This is a genomic window from Flavobacterium sp. RHBU_24 (assembly GCF_046613695.1).
In the GTDB taxonomy this organism is placed as follows: domain Bacteria; phylum Bacteroidota; class Bacteroidia; order Flavobacteriales; family Flavobacteriaceae; genus Flavobacterium.
The window spans coordinates 61,810-82,686 of sequence record NZ_JBKJHD010000008.1 but is presented as its reverse complement, the minus strand read 5'-3'; the positions used below and the strand labels follow the sequence as shown (position 1 = coordinate 82,686).

The window sequence follows — 20,877 nt, the reverse complement described above, 5'->3', positions numbered from 1 at the left end:
TAAATTTATTTTAGTATCGGATATGTATATAATTATATTTATCCGATAATAGCTACTCGATAATAAGTTCCTTTAGTTTTTGCCTGTAGGCCTCGAGCACTTTTTCTTTGTAGATAAATCCGTAATAGCGTTCATCTTTGAGTATGGGCAGGTAGTGGGTATGCGCCGCTTCAAATTTTTCCATAATCATTTCAAGCGAATCCTCTACCAGCGCCACATCATCCGGAACGGTTATCAACTCTTCCATCTTAGCATATTTCATCTTAAACGGACTGAACACCAAATGGCGTACCTTATCAAAATCTACCACGCCTATAAGCCGCTTTTTCTCGTTAACTACGGCAAACTGCGTATAATGTGTTCCCGTTAAAAGCTTTACCACTTCATCCGGTTGCTGTGTGGGCAGCAGGGTAGGGATGTCTGTGCAAATAACCTCCATAATATCAATGGTACCCAGTATGTTTTTGTCTTTATCTGATGTAAACACCTGCCCCTTGTTAGCCAGGTGTTTTACGTCCATACTATAGGTTTCAAACTGCTTTGATACCGCAAAGCTGATAGACGATACAATCATAAGCGGCAGCATAAGGTTGTAGCCTCCGGTAATCTCGCCAATAAGGAAAATTGCCGTTAGCGGTGCATGAAAAAGCCCGCTGAGTATACCGGCCATGCCTACAATTGTAAAATTGCTTACCGGCAGGTTAGTAAACCCAAGCAGCCCAAAAAACTTAGCTACCACAAAGCCTAAATATGACCCCACAAACAATGATGGGGCAAAGTTACCACCGTTACCGCCGCTGGAAAGTGTAAGGCCGGTAGCAATAGCTTTTATAAACATGGTACCCCCAATAAAGAGCAGCAATATCCAGGGACTTTTTTCAAAGCCTTCTAATAAGGTGTTATCCAGTAGTACTTCGGGGTGTGGTGCGCTCAGTGTTTTGATGCTCTCATAACCTTCGCCAAAAAGTGTAGGGAACAGGAATATTAAAAGGGCTAAGGGAATAGCACCGTATAGTGCCTTGCGGTAACCGTGTATTTTTAGTTTATGGAAATGCCCCTCTACCCACTGGAATGCACGTGCGTGGTACAGCGACACAAAGCCGGCCAGGATGCCTAACAGTATATAAAAGGGAATGTTGTGGTAATCAAACTCCTGCCGCTGCTTGAAGGAAAGTAAAACCTCTTCGTTAAGCAATATAGTAGATATGATTGCGCCCGTAGCGGAGGATATTATTATGGGGATAAATGCCGAGATAGAAACATCGGTAAGCACTACCTCTATAGCAAAAAGTACCCCCGCTATAGGCGCGTTAAAGGCAGCGGCTATACCGGCCGCCACACCGCAGGCCAGCAGCAATATACGGTCTTTGCGGTGCAGTTTATACTTACGCGCAAAGTTAGACCCAAACGCCGCACCCGTAATGGTAATGGGCGATTCCAGCCCTGCGGAGCCTCCCAGGCCCACTGTTAACGAGCTGGTTATAATTTGCGCATACATTTGTTTTCGGGGCATAATGCCGCCTTTTTTAGCCACCGCCACCAGTATACGCGAGCTGCCTTTTTCTATTTTGTTGTTAAGTATGCGTTTTATAATAAATACCGTCAGTACTATGCCTGCGATAGGCAAAAGGCTATTAATATATGGTAGCTTTAGGTAACCATTTATATAGGTGGCAAAACGGAAAACGTTATGGGCAAAGCTCTTTAATATAATTACTGCAAATGCAGTTGAGGCGCCCACGATAACACACGACAGGTATATAAAGTGCCTTTCATTCAAAAGGCTTTTAAGCAGGAACAATAAAGCTTCTAAACGGGCAAGGTTATGGCGTAACCAAAGCCGGGGTTTGGAGTCTTTTCGGGTAGACATGTAGTAAGTGGAATTAGCGAATGTTCAATAAAATGCTAATATACTCCAATTAAGAAAAAAATAATAGCTTTTTTATAAGTTTTTTAAGGCTTCACGTTTGCTCAGCGGCTTTAAATTTGCATTTATTACAAATGTTTTTACAGCTTCGGGATTGCTCTTTGCATACTCGCGCAAAGCCCAGCCTATGGCTTTTTGTATAAAAAATTCTTTCGAAGCGCTGTGCTTTTCACAAAGGCTAAAGAGGAGCAGCGCATCGGTCTGTTTTTTATAATCCAGCTGGAATATAATAGCGCTACGGTTCAGCCACATGTTACCTGAAGTTGAAAACCGGGCTATTACACCTTCCGTCTCTTCCGGGTAGTGTTTCAGGTAGCCGCCCAGCAGGTATTTTGCCATGGCATCAACGCTGTCCCACCATGATTTTGTGGTTAACAGGTGTTCAATAAGTTCAATATCTTCGGGAATAAATTTCTTATCAAGCTGTTTTATCAGTATGTCTATAGCCGTGTGGTGGTATTCGCGCTCGGGAAGTTCAAACAGCTTAAGGGAAATGTCGCGGGCATGATAGGTAACTTCCTGCTTATTAGCTGCATGCGCAGCTTTAAGGATGCTACGCCGCAGCGCTGCCTTTATACCTAAAAACGGGAAATGGTTTTTCATGTAAGCTTCCATAGCCACGGCATTTTCGGCGGATTTATTTTGGCTGAAGCCTCTTTGTAAATCGAGTATAAAATCCATGTTTATAATGCTGCAAGCTTAGTTACTACATGCTGCTTCATGTCCTCAAAAAAAGCAGTAAACTCTGCTTCATATTCAGCGTAAAACTCATTAAGCTCATTAATAGCGCTTGTCATTCCTGATTTTTTTTGGGTACGGTGATCCATTTGCATAAGCGTGCGCGCTATCCCTTCAAGGCTTGCATAACTCACCAGCCAGTTGTGCTGTACCATGTGCGGAACCATGCCCTGGCTGCGGGGCGGCAGTATAGCAAAATTAGTGTGTAGCAATGCATAGAACTCCCGGGCATAATCGGCAAGGGGTATGGCATGGTAGTTTTGCCAGTTCTTTGCCAAAAAATGGTCGTAAAAAATATCCATAATAACCCCTGCATAGTGGTGGTAGTTGGCATGCAGCCGCCTGGTACCCTGACGGAATATAGGGTGTGCATCGGTAAAAGTATCGATAGCGCGGTGCAGCATAATGCCCTTCTGTATTTCAGGGTGAAAATCAGTAGGCTGCCCGTGTATGCCGTCTGCTATAAAGTTGCCTATTCTTAAGTTGTCGTTGTCTCCTGAAAGGTAAATGTGCGCAAGGAAATTCATAAGCCCGAAGATAGTATATAAAGTCGAAAGAGGAAAGCCTAAAAGTTGAAAGTCCGGGGTCGGATGTCCGAAGTCCGATGTTTGTTGCGCTTTCCCTGCATCGGACTTCGGGCTTTGGACATCTAACAAAATCCGTATCTTTGCCACCACAAAAAGAATACAGATAACAATGACATTAATAAAATCAATATCCGGCATACGCGGCACCATAGGTGGCACTACAGGTGATAACCTTACCCCGGTAGATGCGGTAAAATTTGCTTCGGCTTACGGCACTTTCCTTAAAAATAATTCAGATAAAGATAAACTTACGGTTGTTATAGGCCGCGATGCACGCATTTCAGGCCCAATGATTCACAACCTTGTAGTGAATACGCTGGTAGGTTTAGGCATTGACGTAATCGACCTTGGCCTGAGCACCACGCCAACTGTAGAAATAGCAGTACCTCTTGAAAAAGCCGATGGCGGCATTATACTTACCGCAAGCCATAACCCCAAGCAATGGAACGCGCTTAAGTTACTAAATGAAAAAGGCGAATTCCTGAACGGTGCCGATGGCGCTAAAATTCTCGAAATAGCCCAAGATGAATCATTTACTTTTGCCGATGTAGACAGCCTGGGTGAAGTAACCCAGAATGATGCCTATATGGACATACACATAGATGAGGTGCTCGACCTGCCGCTCGTGAATGCTGATATTGTAAGAGAGAAGAAATATAAAGTAGTGGTAGACGGCGTTAACTCGTCGGGCGGTATCATTATCCCTAAATTACTGGAACAAATGGGTGTTGAAGTAGTACGGCTATATTGCACACCAAACGGCCACTTTCCGCACAATCCTGAGCCACTTAAGGAGCACCTGGGCGATATTTGTAAACTTGTTGTAGAAGAGCAGGCCGACTTTGGTATTGTGGTAGACCCCGATGTAGACCGCCTGGCCTTTATAAGCAATGATGGCGAAATGTTTGGCGAGGAATATACCCTGGTGGCCGTAGCCGATTATGTACTGGGCAAAACGCCGGGCAATACGGTTAGCAACATGTCATCAAGCCGCGCGCTGCGGGATATTACAAAAAAGCATGGCGGTACCTATGAAGCCAGCGCCGTGGGCGAGGTTAACGTGGTAGAACTGATGAAAAAGAACAACGCCATTATAGGCGGCGAGGGCAACGGCGGTATCATTTACCCGGAGTCGCACTACGGGCGCGATTCTATAGTGGGTGTAGCACTGTTCCTGACTTATTTAGCCGAAAATAATATTACTGATGTAGCGGCCCTGCGTGCAAGTTATCCGCAGTACTACATGAGCAAAAACAAGATAGAACTTACACCGCAGATAGATGTCGACGCCATTTTAGAAGCAATGACCGCCAAATATGCGCACGAAGATATTACCACTATAGATGGCGTAAAAATAGACTTTGCCGAAGAATGGGTACACCTGCGCAAGAGCAACACCGAGCCCATCATACGCATTTATACCGAAGCGCAGACACAGGAGAAAGCAGATGCGCTTGCGTTGAGGATTATAGATGAGATAAAGGCGGTAGCAGGGATTTAGTTTTAAGTTTACGGTAGACAGTTCACAGTTTACAGTCTGTCATCCTGAACGGAGCGCAGCGGAGGTGAAGGATCTCACAAAAAATAAGAACAGTTGTTGATAGTTATCAGCAGCTGTTTTTTTATATATTTGAATACCAATACAACCAATTATGAATAAGTTACTTTATCTACTCTTTTTTTTCTCCTTGAGTAGCATCGCTCAGCAACAGGACTGCGGCTGGTACGACACCATGAAACCCGAAGAGCGTATGAAGCAGTTTCCGTTTAATAAGGCGAGGCGGATTACCCTGGTTAGCTATCCCGGGGCAATGTCCCTAAAAAAGGCAGCGGGGAACCAACTTATATAAGAACATAAATATAAAGTGGGGAAAAGCTGACCACTATGGAAGCCTCGATAACTACAAGATTACTGACGAGAAAGAGATTACCGGAAAAGATGTAGACGACCTGAGTAACCTCCTTTTCAATTATACGATTAGAAAGGGTTATAAACGAAATGTAATTGCGGAAATCAAGTGCTATATGCCCCGGAATGGCGTGGTGTTTTATGATGAAAAGGACAAGGTTATCTGCTTTTTAGAAATTTGCTTCGACTGTAAACAGTACAATATTACCCCGGAGGTTGGAGATATTAATTATCTTAATAAAGTAGCCGACTGCGGTTTTGAAAGGGTTGACTACCTTAAGGAAATTTTCAAAAGAAACGGACTTAAGTCAGGCTTAGAGGATAATTAAAACAAACTTCCCTGAGCATCAACAGTATAAAATCCCGGCTTTAATTTACCTGTGCGCAACAGGTTTACATACTCGTGCGCCTGGCGGGTAGGCTCGGGTATACGGTGGTTTTTAACGCAGTTTGTAATAATATTTAGGCTATCCGGCACCGAAACCTTGTGTCCGGGTGAGATATAGACTTCTTTTACATCTTTCTTTGTCCGTAACGCATAGCCTAGCAGTTCGCCCGTGTGAGTACTGTTTATGGGGCTGTGGTTAAACTTCTCATTTCCAAGTTCAGGGAATTTCCCAAAGAGCATATTCTTGGCACAGCCTATGGCAGGGCAATCGGCGAGCAGGCCAAAGTGCGACGCAATACCCATGCGGCGCGGGTGGGTAATGCCCTGCCCGTCGAGCACCATAACGTCAGGTTTTTGCGGGACCTGCTGCCATGCTTCTAACAATGCAGGTACTTCCCTGAAGCCCAGGTAGCCCGGTATGTAGGGGAATGTTGTTTTTGCCTGTACGAGCGAATACGACTGCACCACCATCTGCGGGTAGCTTAGTACGATAATGCCGGCATAAACGATATCAGTGTCTTTATTATGGGATATATCTGCACCGGCGATGGTAGTGATTTGCTTGGGGAACGTTTCCAGTGAAAGAAACTGCCGCATGTGGTTTTGCAGGTCTGTTGCCTCGCCTACGGAAATGGTATTGTAATCAGGTATTTGCATAAAGGGTTATATGCAATTTTTATTCCATTTTTACGAGGTATATTTTTACCAAAGGCACAAAGATTTCACTAAGAACACAAGGCTTTGTGTGATTATTATACTACAATTAAGCCCACAAAGCTTTGTGAACTCCCGCTGCAAGCGGTTACCCAATTGTGCACTCCGTTTAAATCTTAGTGTGCCTTGTGGTAAAATTAAATGGAAAAACTAAAACACTATCAGGTTAATATCGGTATAATTAATGCTGAACCATTCGCCTATGCTGCGGTTGGTAAGCCTGCCGTGGTACATATACACGCCGTTCTTAAGCCCGGCATCGCAGCGCAGGGCGCTTTCCAGCCCACCGTCGTCTGACATTTGCAGTAAAAACGGGCTGATGATATTACTTACAGATAATGAAGCCGTTTTGCTATACCGCGACGGGATGTTTGGCACACAATAATGTGTAACATTATGCTTTACAAAAGTAGGTTTTTCATGGGTGGTAACTTCGCTGGTTTCAAAACAGCCGCCGGTATCTATAGAAATGTCTATAATAACCGCGCCGCGCTTCATACGCTCTACCATAGTTTCGGTCACTACAACCGGGCTGCGGTCTTTACCACGCATGGCGCCTATGGCTACATCACAGCGCATCAGGGCTTTAAGAACAGATTTTTCTTGTATGGTGCTGGTAAATATACGCTGGTTCAGGTTGTTTTGCAGCCTGCGCAGCTTGTTAATACTGTTATCAAACACCTTTACACTCGCACCCAGGCCTATGGCGGCTTTGGCGGCAAACTCAGCGGCGGTGCCGGCGCCAAGGATTACAACTTCGGTAGGGGGTACGCCGTTAATGTTGCCAAAGAGCAGGCCTTTACCCAGCTTCTGGCTTATCATAAGTTCGGCGGCTATAAGTACAGAGGCGGTGCCGGCTATTTCGCTAAGCGATTTTACGGCAGGGTAGGAGCCGTCTATGTCTTTTATAAATTCAAAAGCAAGGGCGGTTATCCTGCGGCTTTCCAGTGCCTGGAAGTATTCTTTCTTTTGGGTTTTTAGCTGTATGGCACTAATGAGCAGTGTTTCATGGTTCATCATTTCTATCTCCTGTACTGTAGGCGGCTCTACTTTAAGGATGATGGGGCAGCCAAAAACTTTTTTTGTATCATGCGTTATATCGGCACCGGCATCGCTGTATTCTTTGTCGGTATAACTGGCGGTAAGGCCCGCGCCGCTTTCTAAAAGTACCCTGTGCCCATGTGCCACAAGCGAACTCACGGCATCGGGCGTAAGACAGATGCGGCGTTCCTGGTAAGACGTTTCTTTTGGCAAACCTATAAAAAGCTCCCCTCGCTGCCGCGCTACTTCAAGCGTCTCTTCCTGCGGCAGCAGTTGTTGTTTTGTAAAAGGTGTTATCGACATGATGGCTATGAAAAAAACTGATACAATGTACAAAAATTTTGTGTACGCCCACTGCCTATTTTATTACAAGATTACGCCTGCCGTCGGGCAGGGTTTTAAGGCTTATGGCAGTGTGGTCCAGAGGGATAAGGTTTGGCGTTTTTTCCGGCCATTCTATCAGGCATAAATTACCGCTGTAAAAATATTCGTCAATTCCCATATCATACGCCTCCTCCTCGCTGTTAAGGCGGTAAAGGTCGAAGTGGTACAGTATGCGCCCATCGGTGGTGGCATATTCGTTTACCAGCGAAAAAGTGGGGCTTCCGGTCATATCGGTTACGCCCAGCTGCTTTGCCAGCGCCTTTATAAACGTAGTTTTACCGGCACCCATTTCGCCATGAAAAAGGATTATATTTTTTATGTTTTGTGCCAGCACCTGCTGTGCCGCGCTGTCTATTTCCGCAAGGGAAAAAGTGATTTCCATAATTTTAAATTCCAAATAACAAATGATAAATAGCAAATGAGAAGTTCCAAATCTCAAATTATAAACGACAAAACTCCGGGTCCGTTCACCAAGCAGGCGAACTGTAAAAATAAACCTGAAACTTTAAACCTGAAACAAAAATTACTTCGGGTTAAACACTAAAAACGGAATAATCATTTCCTCTAATGATATACCGCCATGCTGGTAGGTGTTCCTGTAATAGCTCACGTAGTGGTTATAGTTGTTTACATAGGCCAGGAAAAGGTCGTTCTTGGCAAAAATATACGAGCTGCTCATGTTTATGGTAGGTAGTTGTACCGCTTTAGGGTCTTTAACGTGGTACACATCCTTATCTTCAAAGGTAAGGCTGCGCCCGGTTTTGTAACGCAGGTTAAGGCTGGTGTTGCGGTCGCCTATTACCTTGCTCGGGTTTTTAACGTTAATGGTACCGTGGTCGGTTGTAATAATCAGGCGCATGCCCATTTGCTGTGCCTGCTGTATCATTTCAAGCAATGGCGAATTGCGGAACCAGCTCAGCGTTAACGAACGGTAGGCCTTATCGTTACCGGCCAGTTCTTTTACCACATCCATCTCTGTTTTGGCATGGCTCAGCATGTCTACAAAGTTATATACTATGGTGGTAATGTCGTTATTTTTAAGGCCCTTAAAGTTGTCTACCAGCTTTTTACCGTCTTTAAAGTTGGTAATTTTATAGTATTCCTGCTTCAGCGCGCTAAGGCCCAGGCGGCGTAGCTGCTCAGTAAGGAACTCGCCTTCATAGAGGTTTTTACCGCCTTCTTCCACGTCGTTTTTCCAGTACTGCGGATATTTTTTCTCCATTTCGAGCGGGGTAAGCCCACTGAAGATGGCGTTACGCGCGTACTGTGTAGCCGTAGGTAATATTGAGAAGTAAGCGCTCTCTTTTTCAAGCTTGTAGTGGTTGTTTACCACGCTTTCAAACGCCTTCCACTGATCCCAGCGCAGGTTGTCTATTACTACAAAAAGTATGGGCTGTTTCTTTTTAATTTCGGGGATAACCAGTTCGCGGAACAGGTTGTGGCTCAGTACCGGCTTATCGGCTTTTGGCTCAAACCAGTCTTCGTAATTACGCTCTATGAACTTGCCAAACTGAAAGTTAGCCTCCGCCTTCTGGCTTTCCAGTATTTCTACCATGCTTTGGTCTTCAATATTTTCCAGTTCCATTTCCCAGAATATGAGCCTTTTATACATGTCTACCCAATCCTCATAGGTGTTCACCATACCCATATCCATAGATATTTTGCGGAATTCCTTTTGGTAATCCAAAGTAGTTTTGCTCGATACCAGGCGCGAGTTATCAAGGTTCTTTTTTAGCGAAAGCAGTATCTGGCTGGGGTTGACCGGCTTGATGAGGTAATCGGCAATTTTAGAGCCAATGGCCTCTTCCATAATCAGCTCTTCCTCGCTCTTGGTGATCATGATAACGGGCACCGAAGATTTTTTTTCCTTAATCTCTGCCAGTACCTCCAGGCCGCTAAGGCCGGGCATATTTTCGTCGAGGAACACAATGTCAAAATTCTGCTCGTCAAACAGTTCCAGCGCGTCCTGGCCATTATTTGCAGTGGTTACCTTGTAGTTCTTTTTCTCAAGGAAAAGTATGTGGGGCTTGAGCATGTCTATCTCATCATCAACCCATAATATATTTATCTCATTCATGTGTATGAAAGAATTTTCGTTCGTATTATAACGTATGCAAGTTAGGTTTATTTGGCGATTTTAGTATTAATTTTTTTATAAAATACAGTTTGTTAAATTGTGTATTTATGATATATTTGATAAGGACAATGAGCCATTCGGAATTACATAAATATTTATTATTAGCCAATAACTCTAAATTTTGATGAAAAAAATCAGTTGGATTTTAATATGTTTACCATTAATTGTTTTTGGACAAGAAAAGTCCAAATTTTGGTACGAAAATGATTTTACTATTGAGACTCTTAAAATTCTGGCAACTGGAATTATAACATTTGTTATATCATATATCATATTTAAGTTAGAAAAGAAAAAGAAAGAAAAAAAGCAAATTTCATACGATAAAGAAATCAAAAATGGTCTTTTAGAGGTTGATAAGAGTATTCAAAATTATATAACTGTTAAATATAAAAATGATTCGACTGAACATCTATCCATGGTTGTTGTAAACATTGAAAATACGGGCGATTTGGTTGTGAAAAATCAACAAATTAGATTTTGGTTTGGTGAAAATAATAAGGTCATAGACACTTTTAATCCCCCTGCAAAACCTGAATTATTTTTGTCAGAGCTACATTCTTCCAAGCATTTTGAAAAAATATATAAAATTGGTCATTTTGAGAAACATCAATTAGTTAATTTTATTTTTATAATTGAAGGTAAAATAGATGACGTAAAATTAGAACCTTTTAATGAGGAGGGGAATGTAGAGTTTAATCCGCGAACAGTAAATAAGAAGAGAGAGGACAAGGTTGTCTTGCAAAGGTTTTTTATTATCGGTTTTTTTTATTTTACTATTCCTTCAACACTTTCTGGTATTACACAAATCGGAGATTTATTAGCAGCATTGATAAGCCTAATTTTCATAGTTTTGTGGTATCCTGTATTTTATCGCACAGTCGTTATTTTTATTGACTTGTTATTTTCAAAATCTAAAACTTCAACAAATGTTGTTTTTAATGGAGATAGGAATGTATATTCACAAGATATTACAGAACGTAGAGATATAAAATAAATGGTATTGTAATATCATTAAGTATCACAATTATTATTCAGCATACACCCCCGGATCTAAATAAAACATTTTTTTCCAGCTCTGGTGGCTGCCGTCAGTGCGCCATGGGTAGGGCACAAGCGTGGCAATGCTGTAGTCCAGGTGGGGTGGTTTAAAGTGAAAACGCTCCCATCCGGCAGGAGTGAACTGTAAACTTTAAATTTTTTTAAAACTTTCGGTACAAAATTACGCTACATTTTCGGGCAAAGTACTGACGCCGTTTGTTCAGTAAAACGCTTGCAGTTGAAAATTTTCCATTTTTGGCACTTTTCACATTTATTGCCCACAGTGTGTAAAAAATACCTACACAATGTGTAACAAACACCTTCACACTGTGCAATATGAGTGGATAATGAAAAAATGATGGATTATATAAAACAAAAAAGGCCTGCTTATCAGCAGACCCTTCCTTCAATAACCTAAGTAACAAAAAATAACGTTATCATTGTTTTTCTTCGGTGTTTGAAGATTTCCTGGTAGAAGTATTTTTGGCTTGTCTATCGGCTTGTTCTTTTTCGGCGGCAGCACGTTCTTCCTGTTCTTTTTTCTCAGCTTCCTCATTGCGCCTGCGTTCTTCCCGCGCTTTTTTAGCATCGGTTTCTACCTGACGCTCAGTTACCGGGGTGGGCATCTGGTCAAGGCGTTCCTGCTCATTACCCTGCTGCGCAAAGGCAGGCATTGCAAAACAAAATAGGAATATGGTTAGTAAATGCTTCATTGCTGTATTGCTTATTTTGTAAAATTAAACATTTTAAATGGGTGTTTTGCCACTCATATTGCTGATTAACCTATGTTTAACGTAGTATATTAATAAGCGTTAAAAGGATTACAAAAGCTTTGCAATGCACGTTAAATCATCCCAATTACACCATCACATCTCAGGATTTAGTATATTTGTTAAAATTATTACTGAGCGTGAGCCAAATCAATAAGCTAAAGATACTTAACGACCCTATTTACGGGTTCATATCCATAACCAACCCGCTGATATACGACCTTATACAGCACCCTTATTTTCAAAGGTTAAGGCGCATATCGCAAATGGGCCTGTCTTACCTGGTGTACCCCGGGGCGCACCATACCCGATTTCACCACGCCCTGGGCTGCATGCACATTATGCAGCGCACCATAGAGGTGCTGCGCTCTAAGGGTGTGTTAATAAGCAAAGACGAAGAAAACGCCCTGTGCATTGCCATACTGCTGCACGACATAGGGCACGGCCCCTTTAGCCACGCCATGGAACACAGCATTGTAGAAAACATAAGCCATGAGGATATTTCGCTGCTGTTTATGGACAGCCTTAACGAAACCTTTGAGGGTACACTTACACTGGCCATACAGATATTCCGGGGGCAGTACCACCGCAGGTTCATGCTGCAGCTCATATCAAGCCAGCTCGATATGGACCGTATGGACTACCTGAAGCGCGACAGTTTTTACAGTGGTGTGGCAGAGGGAAACATTAACAGCGAGCGCCTTATACAAATGTTTAACGTGGCCGGCGACCAGCTGGTTATTGAGGAGAAAGGCATCTACAGCGTAGAAAAATTTATCGTGGCACGCCGCCTGATGTACTGGCAGGCCTACCTGCACAAAACCAGTGTAGCCGCCGAAATGATACTTACCAAGATATTAAAGCGTGCCAAAGAGCTGACACATGGCGGTATAACCTTAACCGCCAGCGCGCCGCTCCAATTCTTTCTTGAAAACAAGATTAGCAAAGAAGATTTTAACGCAGCTATACTACAGCAGTTTAGCTACCTGGATGATTTTGATATCATCAGCGCTATAAAAGCCTGGCAGTTTAACGATGATTTTGTGCTCAGCGAGTTGAGCAAGATGATTATTAACCGCGACCTGCCTAAAATAAAGCTGCAAAATGATAAGGCGGGCAGGGAAGAGGTAACTGCCCTGCGTGAAAAAACTGCAAAAAGGCTGGGTATTAGCGAAAGGGAAGCACGATATTTTGTTTTTGAGGGCAAAATAAAGAACCAGGCCTATAATAAGGAGGGCGAACCCATACATATATTGCGAAAAGACCGCACGCTGATGGACGTGGTAGAGGCATCAGACCAGCTGAACCTTAAGGCATTATCTAAGCCGGTAACAAAGTACTACCTGTGTTATCCGAAAGTACTTTTTGAAGAGGCGGCGGTTTAATTTTATTTTATATTTTTGTCGGGATGAAATTTACAGCAGAACAAATAGCAGGTATACTGGAAGGCGACATTGTGGGCAACCCACTTGCCGAAGTAAATAAGCTGGCCAAGATAGAGGAGGGTACCCAGGGTACCATCACTTTTTTGGCTAACCCTAAGTACCTGCCGCATATTTATACCACACAGGCAAGCATTACCATAGTTAACCGTAGCTTTGAGCCGGAAGGCCAAATTACCACCACACTTATTAAGGTAGACGATGCTTATGCGTCGTTTTCTAAGTTGCTGGAGTATTACAACCAGGTAAAACTGATGAAAAGCGGCATAGAGCAGCCTTCATTTGTATCAGAAAACGTTTCTTATGGCGAAAACCTGTACCTTGGCGCTTTTTGCTACATAGGTAAGAACGTTAAAATAGGTAATAATGTAAAAATTTACCCTAATACCTTTGTGGGCGACAACGTTACCATAGGCGATAATACCATATTGTTTGCCGGGGTACGCGTGTATAGCGAAACGGAGATAGGTAGCGGGTGCACGATACATTCGGGTGCTATTGTAGGGTCAGACGGGTTTGGCTTTGTGCCAAATGACGAAGGTGTATACAGCAAGGTACCCCAAATAGGCAACGTTATTATAGAGGATAATGTAGATATAGGTTCGTGCACTACCATAGACAGGGCAACCCTGGGTGCTACAATTATTAAAAAAGGCGTAAAGCTGGACAACCAGATACAGATAGCCCATAATGTTATTATAGGCGAAAATACGGTTATAGCCTCGCAAACCGGTGTGGCCGGCAGTGCAAAAATTGGTAAAAATTGCGTAATAGGCGGCCAGGTAGGCATAGTAGGCCACATAACCATAGGCAACAACGTGCGCATACAGGCCCAGAGCGGAGTGGGCAAAAGCCTGCCCGATGGCGATATTGTACAGGGCAGCCCCGCAATGCCATATAACGATTTTAGCAAATCGTATGTACATTTCCGGAACCTGCCTAAGATAGTTGGTGCGGTAGAAGACCTTAAAAAAGTAAACAAGTTATAAAGAAGGAGTAAACTATAAAGACATATATGATGGTGAAACAAACCACAATAAAAAGTGAGATTTCATTAAAGGGCGTAGGCCTGCATACCGGTAAAGAAGTAACAATGACCTTTAAGCCCGCGCCCGTAAACAACGGGTTTACTTTTGTAAGGGTAGATTTAGAAGGACATCCGGTAATAGAAGCCGATGCTAACTATGTGGTTAACACCCAGCGTGGTACCAACCTTGAAAAGAAAGGGGTAAAAATACAAACCTCAGAGCATGTGCTTGCCGCCTTTGTGGGCTGCGATGTAGATAATGTTATCATAGAGCTTGATGCCAGCGAACCGCCTATTATGGATGGCTCGTCTAAGTTTTTTGTAGAAGCTATAGAGCAGGCGGGCGTAGAGGAGCAGGATGCCGAACGTAAAGTATATGTTGTAAAAGAAGTAATTTCGTTTACCGATGAAAACACAGGCAGCGAAATAATTGTAATGCCTGCGGACGACTACCAGATAACCACCATGGTAGATTTTGGTACAAAAGTATTAGGTACACAAAATGCCACCCTTAAAAATATAACAGATTTTAAGGCCGAGATAGCCGATGCCCGCACCTTTAGCTTCCTTCATGAGCTTGAAGCCTTACTGGAGCATGGGCTTATTAAAGGCGGCGACCTTAATAATGCCATTGTTTATGTAGACAAGGAAATTTCTCCGGAAACTATGGAGAACCTTAAAGTAGCCTTTGGCAAAGACAGCATAGCGGTAAAGCCAAACGGTATATTAGACAACCTTACACTACATTATCCTAACGAGGCAGCACGCCACAAGCTGCTTGACGTTATAGGCGACCTTGCCCTTGTAGGCATGCGCATACGGGGTAAGGTAATAGCTAATAAGCCCGGACATTTTGTAAACACGCAGTTTGCCAAAAAACTGGCCAAGATAATTAAGATAGAGCAGCGCAACCAGGTACCGGTATACGACCTGTATAAAGAGCCCTTTATGGACATCCATAAAATTATGGCCATGCTGCCCCACAGGCCGCCGTTTTTATTGGTAGACAGGATTCTTGAAATGAGCGCATCCCATGTGGTAGGGCTTAAGAATGTTACCATGAATGAAAACTTTTTTATAGGCCATTTTCCGGGTGCGCCGGTAATGCCGGGTGTGCTTATTGTTGAGGCCATGGCGCAAACCGGGGGAATACTAGTATTGAGTACTGTGCCAGACCCTGAAAATTACCTTACCTATTTTATGAAAATGGATAATGTAAAGTTCAAGCAAAAGGTACTACCGGGAGATACGCTGGTATTTAAGTGCGAACTTGTATCGCCCATCCGCAGGGGTATATGCCACATGCAGGCCAATGCCTATGCAAACGGAAGGCTTGTTGCCGAAGCCGAACTGATGGCGCAAATAGTTAAATCAAACTAAACAGAACACCATGAATCAACCCTTAGCATACGTACACCCCGGAGCCAAAATTGCCAAAAATGTAGTAATAGAGCCGTTTACCACCATACACAATAATGTAGAGATAGGCGAAGGCACCTGGATAGGTTCTAACGTTACCATTATGGAAGGTGCCAGGATAGGGAAGAACTGCAATATATTTCCGGGGGCTGTAATATCAGCCGTACCGCAGGACCTTAAATTTGGCGGAGAAGATTCGCTTGCCATCATTGGCGACAATACCACAGTGCGCGAATGTGTAACCATAAACAGGGGTACGGTAGCGTCGGGCGTTACTAAAATAGGCAGTAACTGCCTTATTATGGCCGCCGCCCACGTAGCGCATGACTGCCATATAGGCGACAACGCAATCATTGTAAATGGTGTATTGCTTGGCGGCCACGTTACCATTGGCGATTATGCCATTATAGGAGGCTTATCGGCGGTGCACCAGTTTATTAGCGTGGGTGCCCATGCCATGATATCCGGCGGGTCATTACTGCGTAAGGATGTACCTCCTTTTACCAAAGCGGCTAAGGAGCCGGTTAGTTATGTGGGTATTAACTCAGTAGGCTTAAGAAGAAGGGGCTTTACACCCGAAAAAATACGCGAAATACAGGAAATATACCGCATACTGTACCAAAAAAACTACAATACTACCCAGGCGGTAAGTTATATAGAGGCCGAGATGGAAGCCACACCGGAGCGTGATGAGATACTTTTGTTCATCCGTAATTCATCAAGGGGTATTATGAAGGGCTATACCGGTATATCGTAGTTTTTTCGGTTATTCGTGGATTTGTTGATTCGGTAATTCGGAGCTACAAATTACGTATAATCATTATTATCGAATTCAACAAATTAACAATAAAGGTACTGCGAGGTACAAATTACCAAATAACCGCATTACCAAATAAACAATAAAAATAAACATTATAATGGCAACTACATCAGATATCAGGAACGGTTTATGCATCAGGTTCAACCACGACATTTATAAGATAATAGAATTCCTTCATGTTAAGCCCGGTAAAGGCCCCGCTTTTGTGCGTACAAAGCTAAAAAGCCTTACTAACGGTAAAGTGCTTGACAACACGTTTTCAGCAGGCCATAAAATTGATGATGTACGGGTAGAGACACACAAATTTCAGTTCCTTTATCCGGAAGGTGACCAGTACCATTTTATGCATACCGAAACCTATGAGCAGATATCGCTGCACAGGGATATCCTTGATGCGCCGGATTTGCTTAAAGAAGGTGAAACCGTTATGGTTATCATCAATGCTGAGACTGAGGCACCGCTGTCTGTAGACATGCCCGCATCGGTAGTGCTTGAAGTTACCTATGCTGAGCCGGGCGTTAAAGGAAATACGGCTACTAACGCCACCAAGCCTGCAAAAGTAGAAACGGGTGCATCGGTAAACGTACCACTGTTTATTAACGAGGGCGATAAGATCAAGATTGATACTGCTACAGGCGCTTATATGGAGCGTGTGAAGGAGTAGTTTTTTACTGTTGATTTGTTAATTCGGTAATTCGAAACCTCAAGTCAACAATCCATGAATTAACAAATCGACAGAATAAATGAAATTTCCTCAGATATATGCGCTTAAGGATATCGCTGCCATTATAGGCTGCGAATATGTGGGAGATTCTAACTTCCCGGTACACGGCATGAACGAGATTCACGTAGTAGAACCGGGCGACATTGTTTTTGTAGACCACCCTAAATATTATGACAAGGCATTACAGTCGGCGGCAACTATAGTGCTTATAAACAAGCAGGTAGATTGCCCTGAAGGGAAGGCGCTTATACTTTCGGACGACCCTTTTCGGGACTTTAACGAACTAACAAGGCACTTTAGGCCATTTCAGTCGGCAAATCTGTCTGTTTCGCAGAGTGCGCAGATAGGGGAGGGTACAGCAATACAGCCCAATACGTTTGTAGGCAATAATGTTGTTATTGGAAAAAACTGCCTTATACACAGCAATGTAGCTATTTACGATAATACTGTTATAGGCGATAATGTTATGATACATGCCGGTACCGTTATAGGCGGCGATGCATTTTATTATAAAAAGCGTCCGGAGGGGTTTGACCAGTTGTTATCGGGTGGCCGCGTGGTAATTGAAGATAATGTGGGTATAGGCGCGGCATGTACCATTGATAAAGGCGTGACCGGCGATACCACCATAGGCGCAGGAACAAAAATAGACAACCAGGTGCACATAGGCCACGATACCGTTATTGGCAAAAAATGCCTTATAGCGTCTCAAACCGGTATAGCAGGATGTGTTATAGTAGAGGATGAAGTAACCATGTGGGGCCAGGTAGGCGTTACCAGCGCTATAACCATAGGCGCAAAAGCGGTTATACTTGCTCAGTCGGGCGTATCAAAATCGCTTGAGGGTGGCAAGGTATACTTTGGCTCCCCGGCAGAAGAGTCGAGAGAAAAGCTAAAGCAGATGGCACATGTAAAACGCATACCGGAGCTACTTGAAAAATTAAAATAGTATTAATGGCACCTAAAGAAGTTGTAGAAGCATATTACCGTGATATGTTTGAACCTATCGGCATTAAGCCTCACCTGCACCCTGAATGCAAGGTGTACTGGAACAATTCTGCCGGTTTTAAAGAGCTTACAGCAGACGGCCTTATCAGCATGATAGCGCACCTTAAAGCACGTTTTCTTACATCGCGCCTTGAGTTAACGCATATTATTGCTGAAGGGCAGCAGGTTGCCGTGCGTTATGCACATAACATTACCGCACCGGATACTTTAGAGGAAATAACATTTGCCTACTCTATGGCAATATGGGAAATACAGGACGATAAAATGTACAGGGGTTATATAGTGAGCCACCTTGAATAAAAGAAAGTTATGACCCCTAAAGAAATAGTAATTGCATATTACGAAAATATACTAAAACCCGATATGATACGCCCGTACCTGCATCCGCAAATGCGGGTTCAATGGACCGGCGAACGCGGGTATTTAGAACTTTCCGCAGATGAACTGCTCGCTATGATAGCCCAGTTTTCTGTCCGTTATGCAAGTGCGCGTTTTGAGCTTACCCATATTATAGAGGAAGAAAACAGGGTAGCAGTGCGCTATGAGCATTATGTATGCACGCTTGAGGAACCGGGCAAAGAAATACTGTTTTCAAGGGCTATTGGGTTTTGGCGGACAAAAGAAGAAAAAATGTATTTTGGGTATGTGTCGAGCTATAGGGTACAGTAGTATGATAAAAGCCCTAACTGATACAAAGCAAAAAAAGCAGGTATTACCTACCAGGATTACCTGCTTTTTCTGTTTTGTTACAAAGGTTATAACTTATAAAGCATGGACAGGTTACAGGCAGCTCCCTACAGTATCATTTTTCAGCACGCTCGATACTGTGCCACTATGGGTACATACAGCACTTTTTGTTTCTGCACTTGCGTTACTGGGCCGCAATTGCCATAAAACCCTCCCGCAGGCTGATTGTTTTATTCCTTTTGGCAGAAACCGGCTCTGTATTGCTCGATGCACTTCGCCTGCAGCCATGGGAGTACATGTACCTGTTTATATTCCTTTTTAGCGCCATATATATAAACCAACCACAAAAGTATTACCGGGCGTTGCTGTTAGTGTTGTCATCTACCTATATTTTTACCGGCATACATAAATTTAGTGGTGCTTTTCTAAACAATGTCTGGGATAGCTTTTTGCTGTATCGGCTGTTTGGTTTTACAAAGCCTCACATAAGCCCCGTATTGCATTATTCCGGGCTACTGCTGGGCAGTATGGAGTTTGCCTGTGGCCTTGCACTGTTGCTTTTTACAAACAAGCGTTTACCTGCCTGCCTGCTTATCAGTATGCATGCCGTTATCCTGATTGTTCTTGGCATTATGCTTAAAGGGCATAATTATTCTGTTTTTCCGTGGAATGTGCTTATGATGTTCCTGCTTATTTATATTTATAAAGAACAAACGGCGCTTAGGAGCGGTTTTTCAGGCTATTTAGCCCCACCATATTTTTTATTGTTTGTGTTTTGGTTTGCACTACCATTGGCAAACGTATTTGGCTACTGGGCACATTATTTGTCATCAGGTATGTATACGGGTAAAACCCCCCAAGGTTTATGTATGTGTTGATACGGCACACATGGCAAAGTTAAGGCCTGCATTTTTCATTAAAAATCATAATAAATATTGTACTTACGGAGCTACGATAAGTATTGCCCGGTGGTCAGAAAAGGAAACAGGCGTAATGCCCTTTCCTGAATTTTGGTATTATAAAAGAATTTTGAAAAGGCTAAAAGCAACATACCCCGGCAGTAACCTCATAATGTACTATAGTAAATATCCTGATAAAGGTGTAAAAGAAATTAAGTAATATTCTTGCAAAATAGCAGGAGAATTATTTAAAAAAACCTTCAGGGGTATTAGTTAAAAACCTATTTTTGTATCGCAAAAGATAAAAAACAATAATCAATATATTATGAGTGTTTTAGTTAATAAGGATTCCAAAATAATTGTGCAGGGTTTTACAGGAAGCGAAGGAACGTTTCATGCTACCCAGATGATCGAGTATGGTACTAATGTTGTAGGCGGTGTTACCCCTGGTAAAGGCGGTACAACACACCTTGACAAGCCTGTTTTTAACACAGTTAAAGACGCTGTAGAGATAGCAGGCGCAGATACTACCATTATATTTGTTCCGCCGGCGTTTGCTGCCGACGCAATTATGGAAGCCGCTGAAGCAGGTATTAAGGTAATTATAGCAATTACCGAAGGTATACCTGTTGCAGATATGATTAAAGCGTATGATTATATACAAGGCAAAGACTGCCGCCTTATAGGCCCTAACTGCCCGGGTGTTATTACCCCGGAAGAGGCTAAAGTGGGCATTATGCCGGGTTTTATCTTTAAAAAAGGAAAGGTAGGTATTGTTTCTAAATCAGGTACCCTTACATATGAAGCTGCAGACCAGGTTGTAAAACAGGGCCTTGGTATTACTACGGCAATAGGTATAGGTGGCGACCCAATCATTGGTACTACTACCAAAGAGGCTGTTGAACTACTTATGAACGACCCTGAAACTGAAGCCATCATCATGATAGGTGAGATAGGCGGTCAGCTTGAGGCCGACGCTGCGCGCTGGGTAAAAGAAAACGGTAACCGCAAGCCGGTTATTGGCTTTATTGCAGGTGAAACTGCCCCTAAAGGCCGTACCATGGGCCACGCGGGTGCTATTGTAGGCGGCGCAGACGATACAGCCGAAGCTAAAAAACGCATCATGAGAGAATGTGGCATACACGTGGTTGACTCCCCTGCTGAAATAGGTAAAAAAGTTAAAGAAGTATTGGGCTAAACCCCAACTGCAAACAAATA

General features: G+C 43.2%; 22 protein-coding genes. 14 read left to right on the top strand and 8 right to left on the bottom strand.

The window, feature by feature from the left end; all coding sequences use genetic code 11:
• Window positions 1–52: 52 nt before the first annotated feature.
• From ACLI09_RS09920 to ACLI09_RS09910, 3 genes are all read right to left on the bottom strand, one after another.
• On the bottom strand, window positions 53–1,870 hold the full coding sequence (locus ACLI09_RS09920; RefSeq protein WP_411419459.1) for a chloride channel protein: 1,818 nt from the start codon (window positions 1,868–1,870) through the stop codon (window positions 53–55).
• A 72-nt stretch (window positions 1,871–1,942) separates the two neighbouring features.
• Entirely contained in the window at window positions 1,943–2,608 is a 666-nt protein-coding gene (locus ACLI09_RS09915) for a DNA alkylation repair protein (protein ID WP_411419458.1), read from the bottom strand.
• A 2-nt stretch (window positions 2,609–2,610) separates the two neighbouring features.
• The gene (locus tag ACLI09_RS09910; protein ID WP_411419457.1) at window positions 2,611–3,192 is read right to left on the bottom strand and encodes an ACP phosphodiesterase; all 582 of its coding nucleotides are present in this window, start codon (window positions 3,190–3,192) and stop codon (window positions 2,611–2,613) included.
• A gap of 169 nt (window positions 3,193–3,361) precedes the next feature.
• On the opposite strand from ACLI09_RS09910, the gene glmM reads away from it, so the two are divergent.
• From glmM to ACLI09_RS09895, 3 genes are all read left to right on the top strand, one after another.
• Window positions 3,362–4,753: a phosphoglucosamine mutase gene (glmM, locus tag ACLI09_RS09905; protein WP_411419456.1), complete on the top strand. Its 1,392-nt coding sequence runs from the start codon at window positions 3,362–3,364 to the stop codon at window positions 4,751–4,753.
• A 151-nt stretch (window positions 4,754–4,904) separates the two neighbouring features.
• Window positions 4,905–5,102, top strand: coding sequence for a hypothetical protein (locus tag ACLI09_RS09900; protein ID WP_411419455.1), 198 nt, complete (start codon window positions 4,905–4,907; stop codon window positions 5,100–5,102).
• 175 nt (window positions 5,103–5,277) lie between these two features.
• On the top strand, window positions 5,278–5,490 hold the full coding sequence (locus ACLI09_RS09895) for a hypothetical protein (protein WP_411419454.1): 213 nt from the start codon (window positions 5,278–5,280) through the stop codon (window positions 5,488–5,490).
• On the opposite strand, the gene nfi is transcribed toward ACLI09_RS09895, so the two are convergent.
• The 4 genes from nfi to ACLI09_RS09875 all read right to left on the bottom strand — a co-directional run bounded on the left by nfi (window position 5,487) and on the right by ACLI09_RS09875 (window position 9,765).
• A complete protein-coding gene (nfi, locus tag ACLI09_RS09890) occupies window positions 5,487–6,206 on the bottom strand; it encodes a deoxyribonuclease V (RefSeq protein ID WP_411419453.1) in 720 nt (239 codons plus the stop codon). The genes ACLI09_RS09895 and nfi overlap by 4 nt on opposite strands.
• Window positions 6,207–6,413: 207 nt before the next feature.
• A complete protein-coding gene (locus tag ACLI09_RS09885) occupies window positions 6,414–7,607 on the bottom strand; it encodes an alanine dehydrogenase (protein WP_411419452.1) in 1,194 nt (397 codons plus the stop codon).
• A gap of 55 nt (window positions 7,608–7,662) precedes the next feature.
• A complete protein-coding gene (gene tsaE, locus ACLI09_RS09880; protein WP_411419451.1) occupies window positions 7,663–8,070 on the bottom strand; it encodes a tRNA (adenosine(37)-N6)-threonylcarbamoyltransferase complex ATPase subunit type 1 TsaE in 408 nt (135 codons plus the stop codon).
• A gap of 141 nt (window positions 8,071–8,211) precedes the next feature.
• Window positions 8,212–9,765, bottom strand: a complete 1,554-nt coding sequence (locus ACLI09_RS09875; protein ID WP_411419450.1) for a response regulator — start codon at window positions 9,763–9,765, stop codon at window positions 8,212–8,214.
• Between the two features lie 184 nt (window positions 9,766–9,949).
• Here ACLI09_RS09875 and ACLI09_RS09870 point away from each other — a divergent pair, with 184 nt between their 5' ends.
• Window positions 9,950–10,819 (top strand): hypothetical protein, encoded by an 870-nt coding sequence (locus tag ACLI09_RS09870; RefSeq protein WP_411419449.1) that lies wholly within the window; start codon window positions 9,950–9,952, stop codon window positions 10,817–10,819.
• Window positions 10,820–11,300: 481 nt separating this feature from the next.
• Here the strand turns inward: ACLI09_RS09870 and ACLI09_RS09865 are convergent, their stop codons facing one another.
• Complete coding sequence (locus tag ACLI09_RS09865; protein WP_411419448.1) at window positions 11,301–11,576, bottom strand: hypothetical protein; 276 nt, start codon at window positions 11,574–11,576, stop codon at window positions 11,301–11,303.
• 197 nt (window positions 11,577–11,773) lie between these two features.
• On the opposite strand from ACLI09_RS09865, the gene ACLI09_RS09860 reads away from it, so the two are divergent.
• From ACLI09_RS09860 to sucD, 10 genes are all read left to right on the top strand, one after another.
• Window positions 11,774–13,018 carry an HD domain-containing protein gene (locus tag ACLI09_RS09860; RefSeq protein ID WP_411419447.1) on the top strand — a complete coding sequence of 415 codons (1,245 nt, stop codon included), beginning with the start codon at window positions 11,774–11,776 and terminating at the stop codon, window positions 13,016–13,018.
• A 23-nt stretch (window positions 13,019–13,041) separates the two neighbouring features.
• The gene (gene lpxD, locus ACLI09_RS09855; RefSeq protein WP_411419446.1) at window positions 13,042–14,064 is read left to right on the top strand and encodes a UDP-3-O-(3-hydroxymyristoyl)glucosamine N-acyltransferase; all 1,023 of its coding nucleotides are present in this window, start codon (window positions 13,042–13,044) and stop codon (window positions 14,062–14,064) included.
• Between the two features lie 29 nt (window positions 14,065–14,093).
• A complete protein-coding gene (locus ACLI09_RS09850; RefSeq protein ID WP_411419533.1) occupies window positions 14,094–15,482 on the top strand; it encodes a bifunctional UDP-3-O-[3-hydroxymyristoyl] N-acetylglucosamine deacetylase/3-hydroxyacyl-ACP dehydratase in 1,389 nt (462 codons plus the stop codon).
• 10 nt (window positions 15,483–15,492) lie between these two features.
• On the top strand, window positions 15,493–16,278 hold the full coding sequence (gene lpxA / locus ACLI09_RS09845; RefSeq protein ID WP_411419445.1) for an acyl-ACP--UDP-N-acetylglucosamine O-acyltransferase: 786 nt from the start codon (window positions 15,493–15,495) through the stop codon (window positions 16,276–16,278).
• A 160-nt stretch (window positions 16,279–16,438) separates the two neighbouring features.
• The gene (gene efp / locus ACLI09_RS09840; protein ID WP_411419444.1) at window positions 16,439–17,005 is read left to right on the top strand and encodes an elongation factor P; all 567 of its coding nucleotides are present in this window, start codon (window positions 16,439–16,441) and stop codon (window positions 17,003–17,005) included.
• A 79-nt stretch (window positions 17,006–17,084) separates the two neighbouring features.
• Complete coding sequence (locus ACLI09_RS09835; RefSeq protein WP_411419443.1) at window positions 17,085–18,014, top strand: UDP-3-O-(3-hydroxymyristoyl)glucosamine N-acyltransferase; 930 nt, start codon at window positions 17,085–17,087, stop codon at window positions 18,012–18,014.
• A gap of 5 nt (window positions 18,015–18,019) precedes the next feature.
• Window positions 18,020–18,373, top strand: a complete 354-nt coding sequence (locus ACLI09_RS09830; RefSeq protein ID WP_411419442.1) for a nuclear transport factor 2 family protein — start codon at window positions 18,020–18,022, stop codon at window positions 18,371–18,373.
• 9 nt (window positions 18,374–18,382) lie between these two features.
• Window positions 18,383–18,742, top strand: a complete 360-nt coding sequence (locus ACLI09_RS09825) for a nuclear transport factor 2 family protein (RefSeq protein WP_411419441.1) — start codon at window positions 18,383–18,385, stop codon at window positions 18,740–18,742.
• Window positions 18,743–18,927: 185 nt separating this feature from the next.
• Window positions 18,928–19,638 carry a hypothetical protein gene (locus tag ACLI09_RS09820; RefSeq protein ID WP_411419440.1) on the top strand — a complete coding sequence of 237 codons (711 nt, stop codon included), beginning with the start codon at window positions 18,928–18,930 and terminating at the stop codon, window positions 19,636–19,638.
• Window positions 19,639–19,984: 346 nt separating this feature from the next.
• Window positions 19,985–20,857 carry a succinate--CoA ligase subunit alpha gene (gene sucD / locus ACLI09_RS09815; RefSeq protein WP_411419439.1) on the top strand — a complete coding sequence of 291 codons (873 nt, stop codon included), beginning with the start codon at window positions 19,985–19,987 and terminating at the stop codon, window positions 20,855–20,857.
• The last annotated feature ends 20 nt before the right edge of the window (window positions 20,858–20,877 follow it).

Bases quoted from the DNA above. Each gene is read 5' to 3' on its own strand.
- ACLI09_RS09865 (WP_411419448.1), bottom strand. From the start codon at position 11,576: ATGAAGCATTTACTAACCATATTCCTATTTTGTTTTGCAATGCCTGCC.
- ACLI09_RS09910 (WP_411419457.1), bottom strand. From the start codon at position 3,192: ATGAATTTCCTTGCGCACATTTACCTTTCAGGAGACAACGACAACTTA.
- ACLI09_RS09895 (WP_411419454.1), top strand. From the start codon at position 5,278: ATGCCCCGGAATGGCGTGGTGTTTTATGATGAAAAGGACAAGGTTATC.
- ACLI09_RS09825 (WP_411419441.1), top strand. From the start codon at position 18,383: ATGACCCCTAAAGAAATAGTAATTGCATATTACGAAAATATACTAAAA.
- ACLI09_RS09915 (WP_411419458.1), bottom strand. From the start codon at position 2,608: ATGGATTTTATACTCGATTTACAAAGAGGCTTCAGCCAAAATAAATCC.
- ACLI09_RS09920 (WP_411419459.1), bottom strand. From the start codon at position 1,870: ATGTCTACCCGAAAAGACTCCAAACCCCGGCTTTGGTTACGCCATAAC.
- tsaE (WP_411419451.1), bottom strand. From the start codon at position 8,070: ATGGAAATCACTTTTTCCCTTGCGGAAATAGACAGCGCGGCACAGCAG.
- ACLI09_RS09885 (WP_411419452.1), bottom strand. From the start codon at position 7,607: ATGTCGATAACACCTTTTACAAAACAACAACTGCTGCCGCAGGAAGAG.
- ACLI09_RS09900 (WP_411419455.1), top strand. From the start codon at position 4,905: ATGAATAAGTTACTTTATCTACTCTTTTTTTTCTCCTTGAGTAGCATC.
- efp (WP_411419444.1), top strand. From the start codon at position 16,439: ATGGCAACTACATCAGATATCAGGAACGGTTTATGCATCAGGTTCAAC.
- ACLI09_RS09835 (WP_411419443.1), top strand. From the start codon at position 17,085: ATGAAATTTCCTCAGATATATGCGCTTAAGGATATCGCTGCCATTATA.
- nfi (WP_411419453.1), bottom strand. From the start codon at position 6,206: ATGCAAATACCTGATTACAATACCATTTCCGTAGGCGAGGCAACAGAC.
- lpxA (WP_411419445.1), top strand. From the start codon at position 15,493: ATGAATCAACCCTTAGCATACGTACACCCCGGAGCCAAAATTGCCAAA.
- ACLI09_RS09830 (WP_411419442.1), top strand. From the start codon at position 18,020: ATGGCACCTAAAGAAGTTGTAGAAGCATATTACCGTGATATGTTTGAA.
- glmM (WP_411419456.1), top strand. From the start codon at position 3,362: ATGACATTAATAAAATCAATATCCGGCATACGCGGCACCATAGGTGGC.
- ACLI09_RS09875 (WP_411419450.1), bottom strand. From the start codon at position 9,765: ATGAATGAGATAAATATATTATGGGTTGATGATGAGATAGACATGCTC.
- sucD (WP_411419439.1), top strand. From the start codon at position 19,985: ATGAGTGTTTTAGTTAATAAGGATTCCAAAATAATTGTGCAGGGTTTT.
- lpxD (WP_411419446.1), top strand. From the start codon at position 13,042: ATGAAATTTACAGCAGAACAAATAGCAGGTATACTGGAAGGCGACATT.
- ACLI09_RS09850 (WP_411419533.1), top strand. From the start codon at position 14,094: ATGGTGAAACAAACCACAATAAAAAGTGAGATTTCATTAAAGGGCGTA.
- ACLI09_RS09870 (WP_411419449.1), top strand. From the start codon at position 9,950: ATGAAAAAAATCAGTTGGATTTTAATATGTTTACCATTAATTGTTTTT.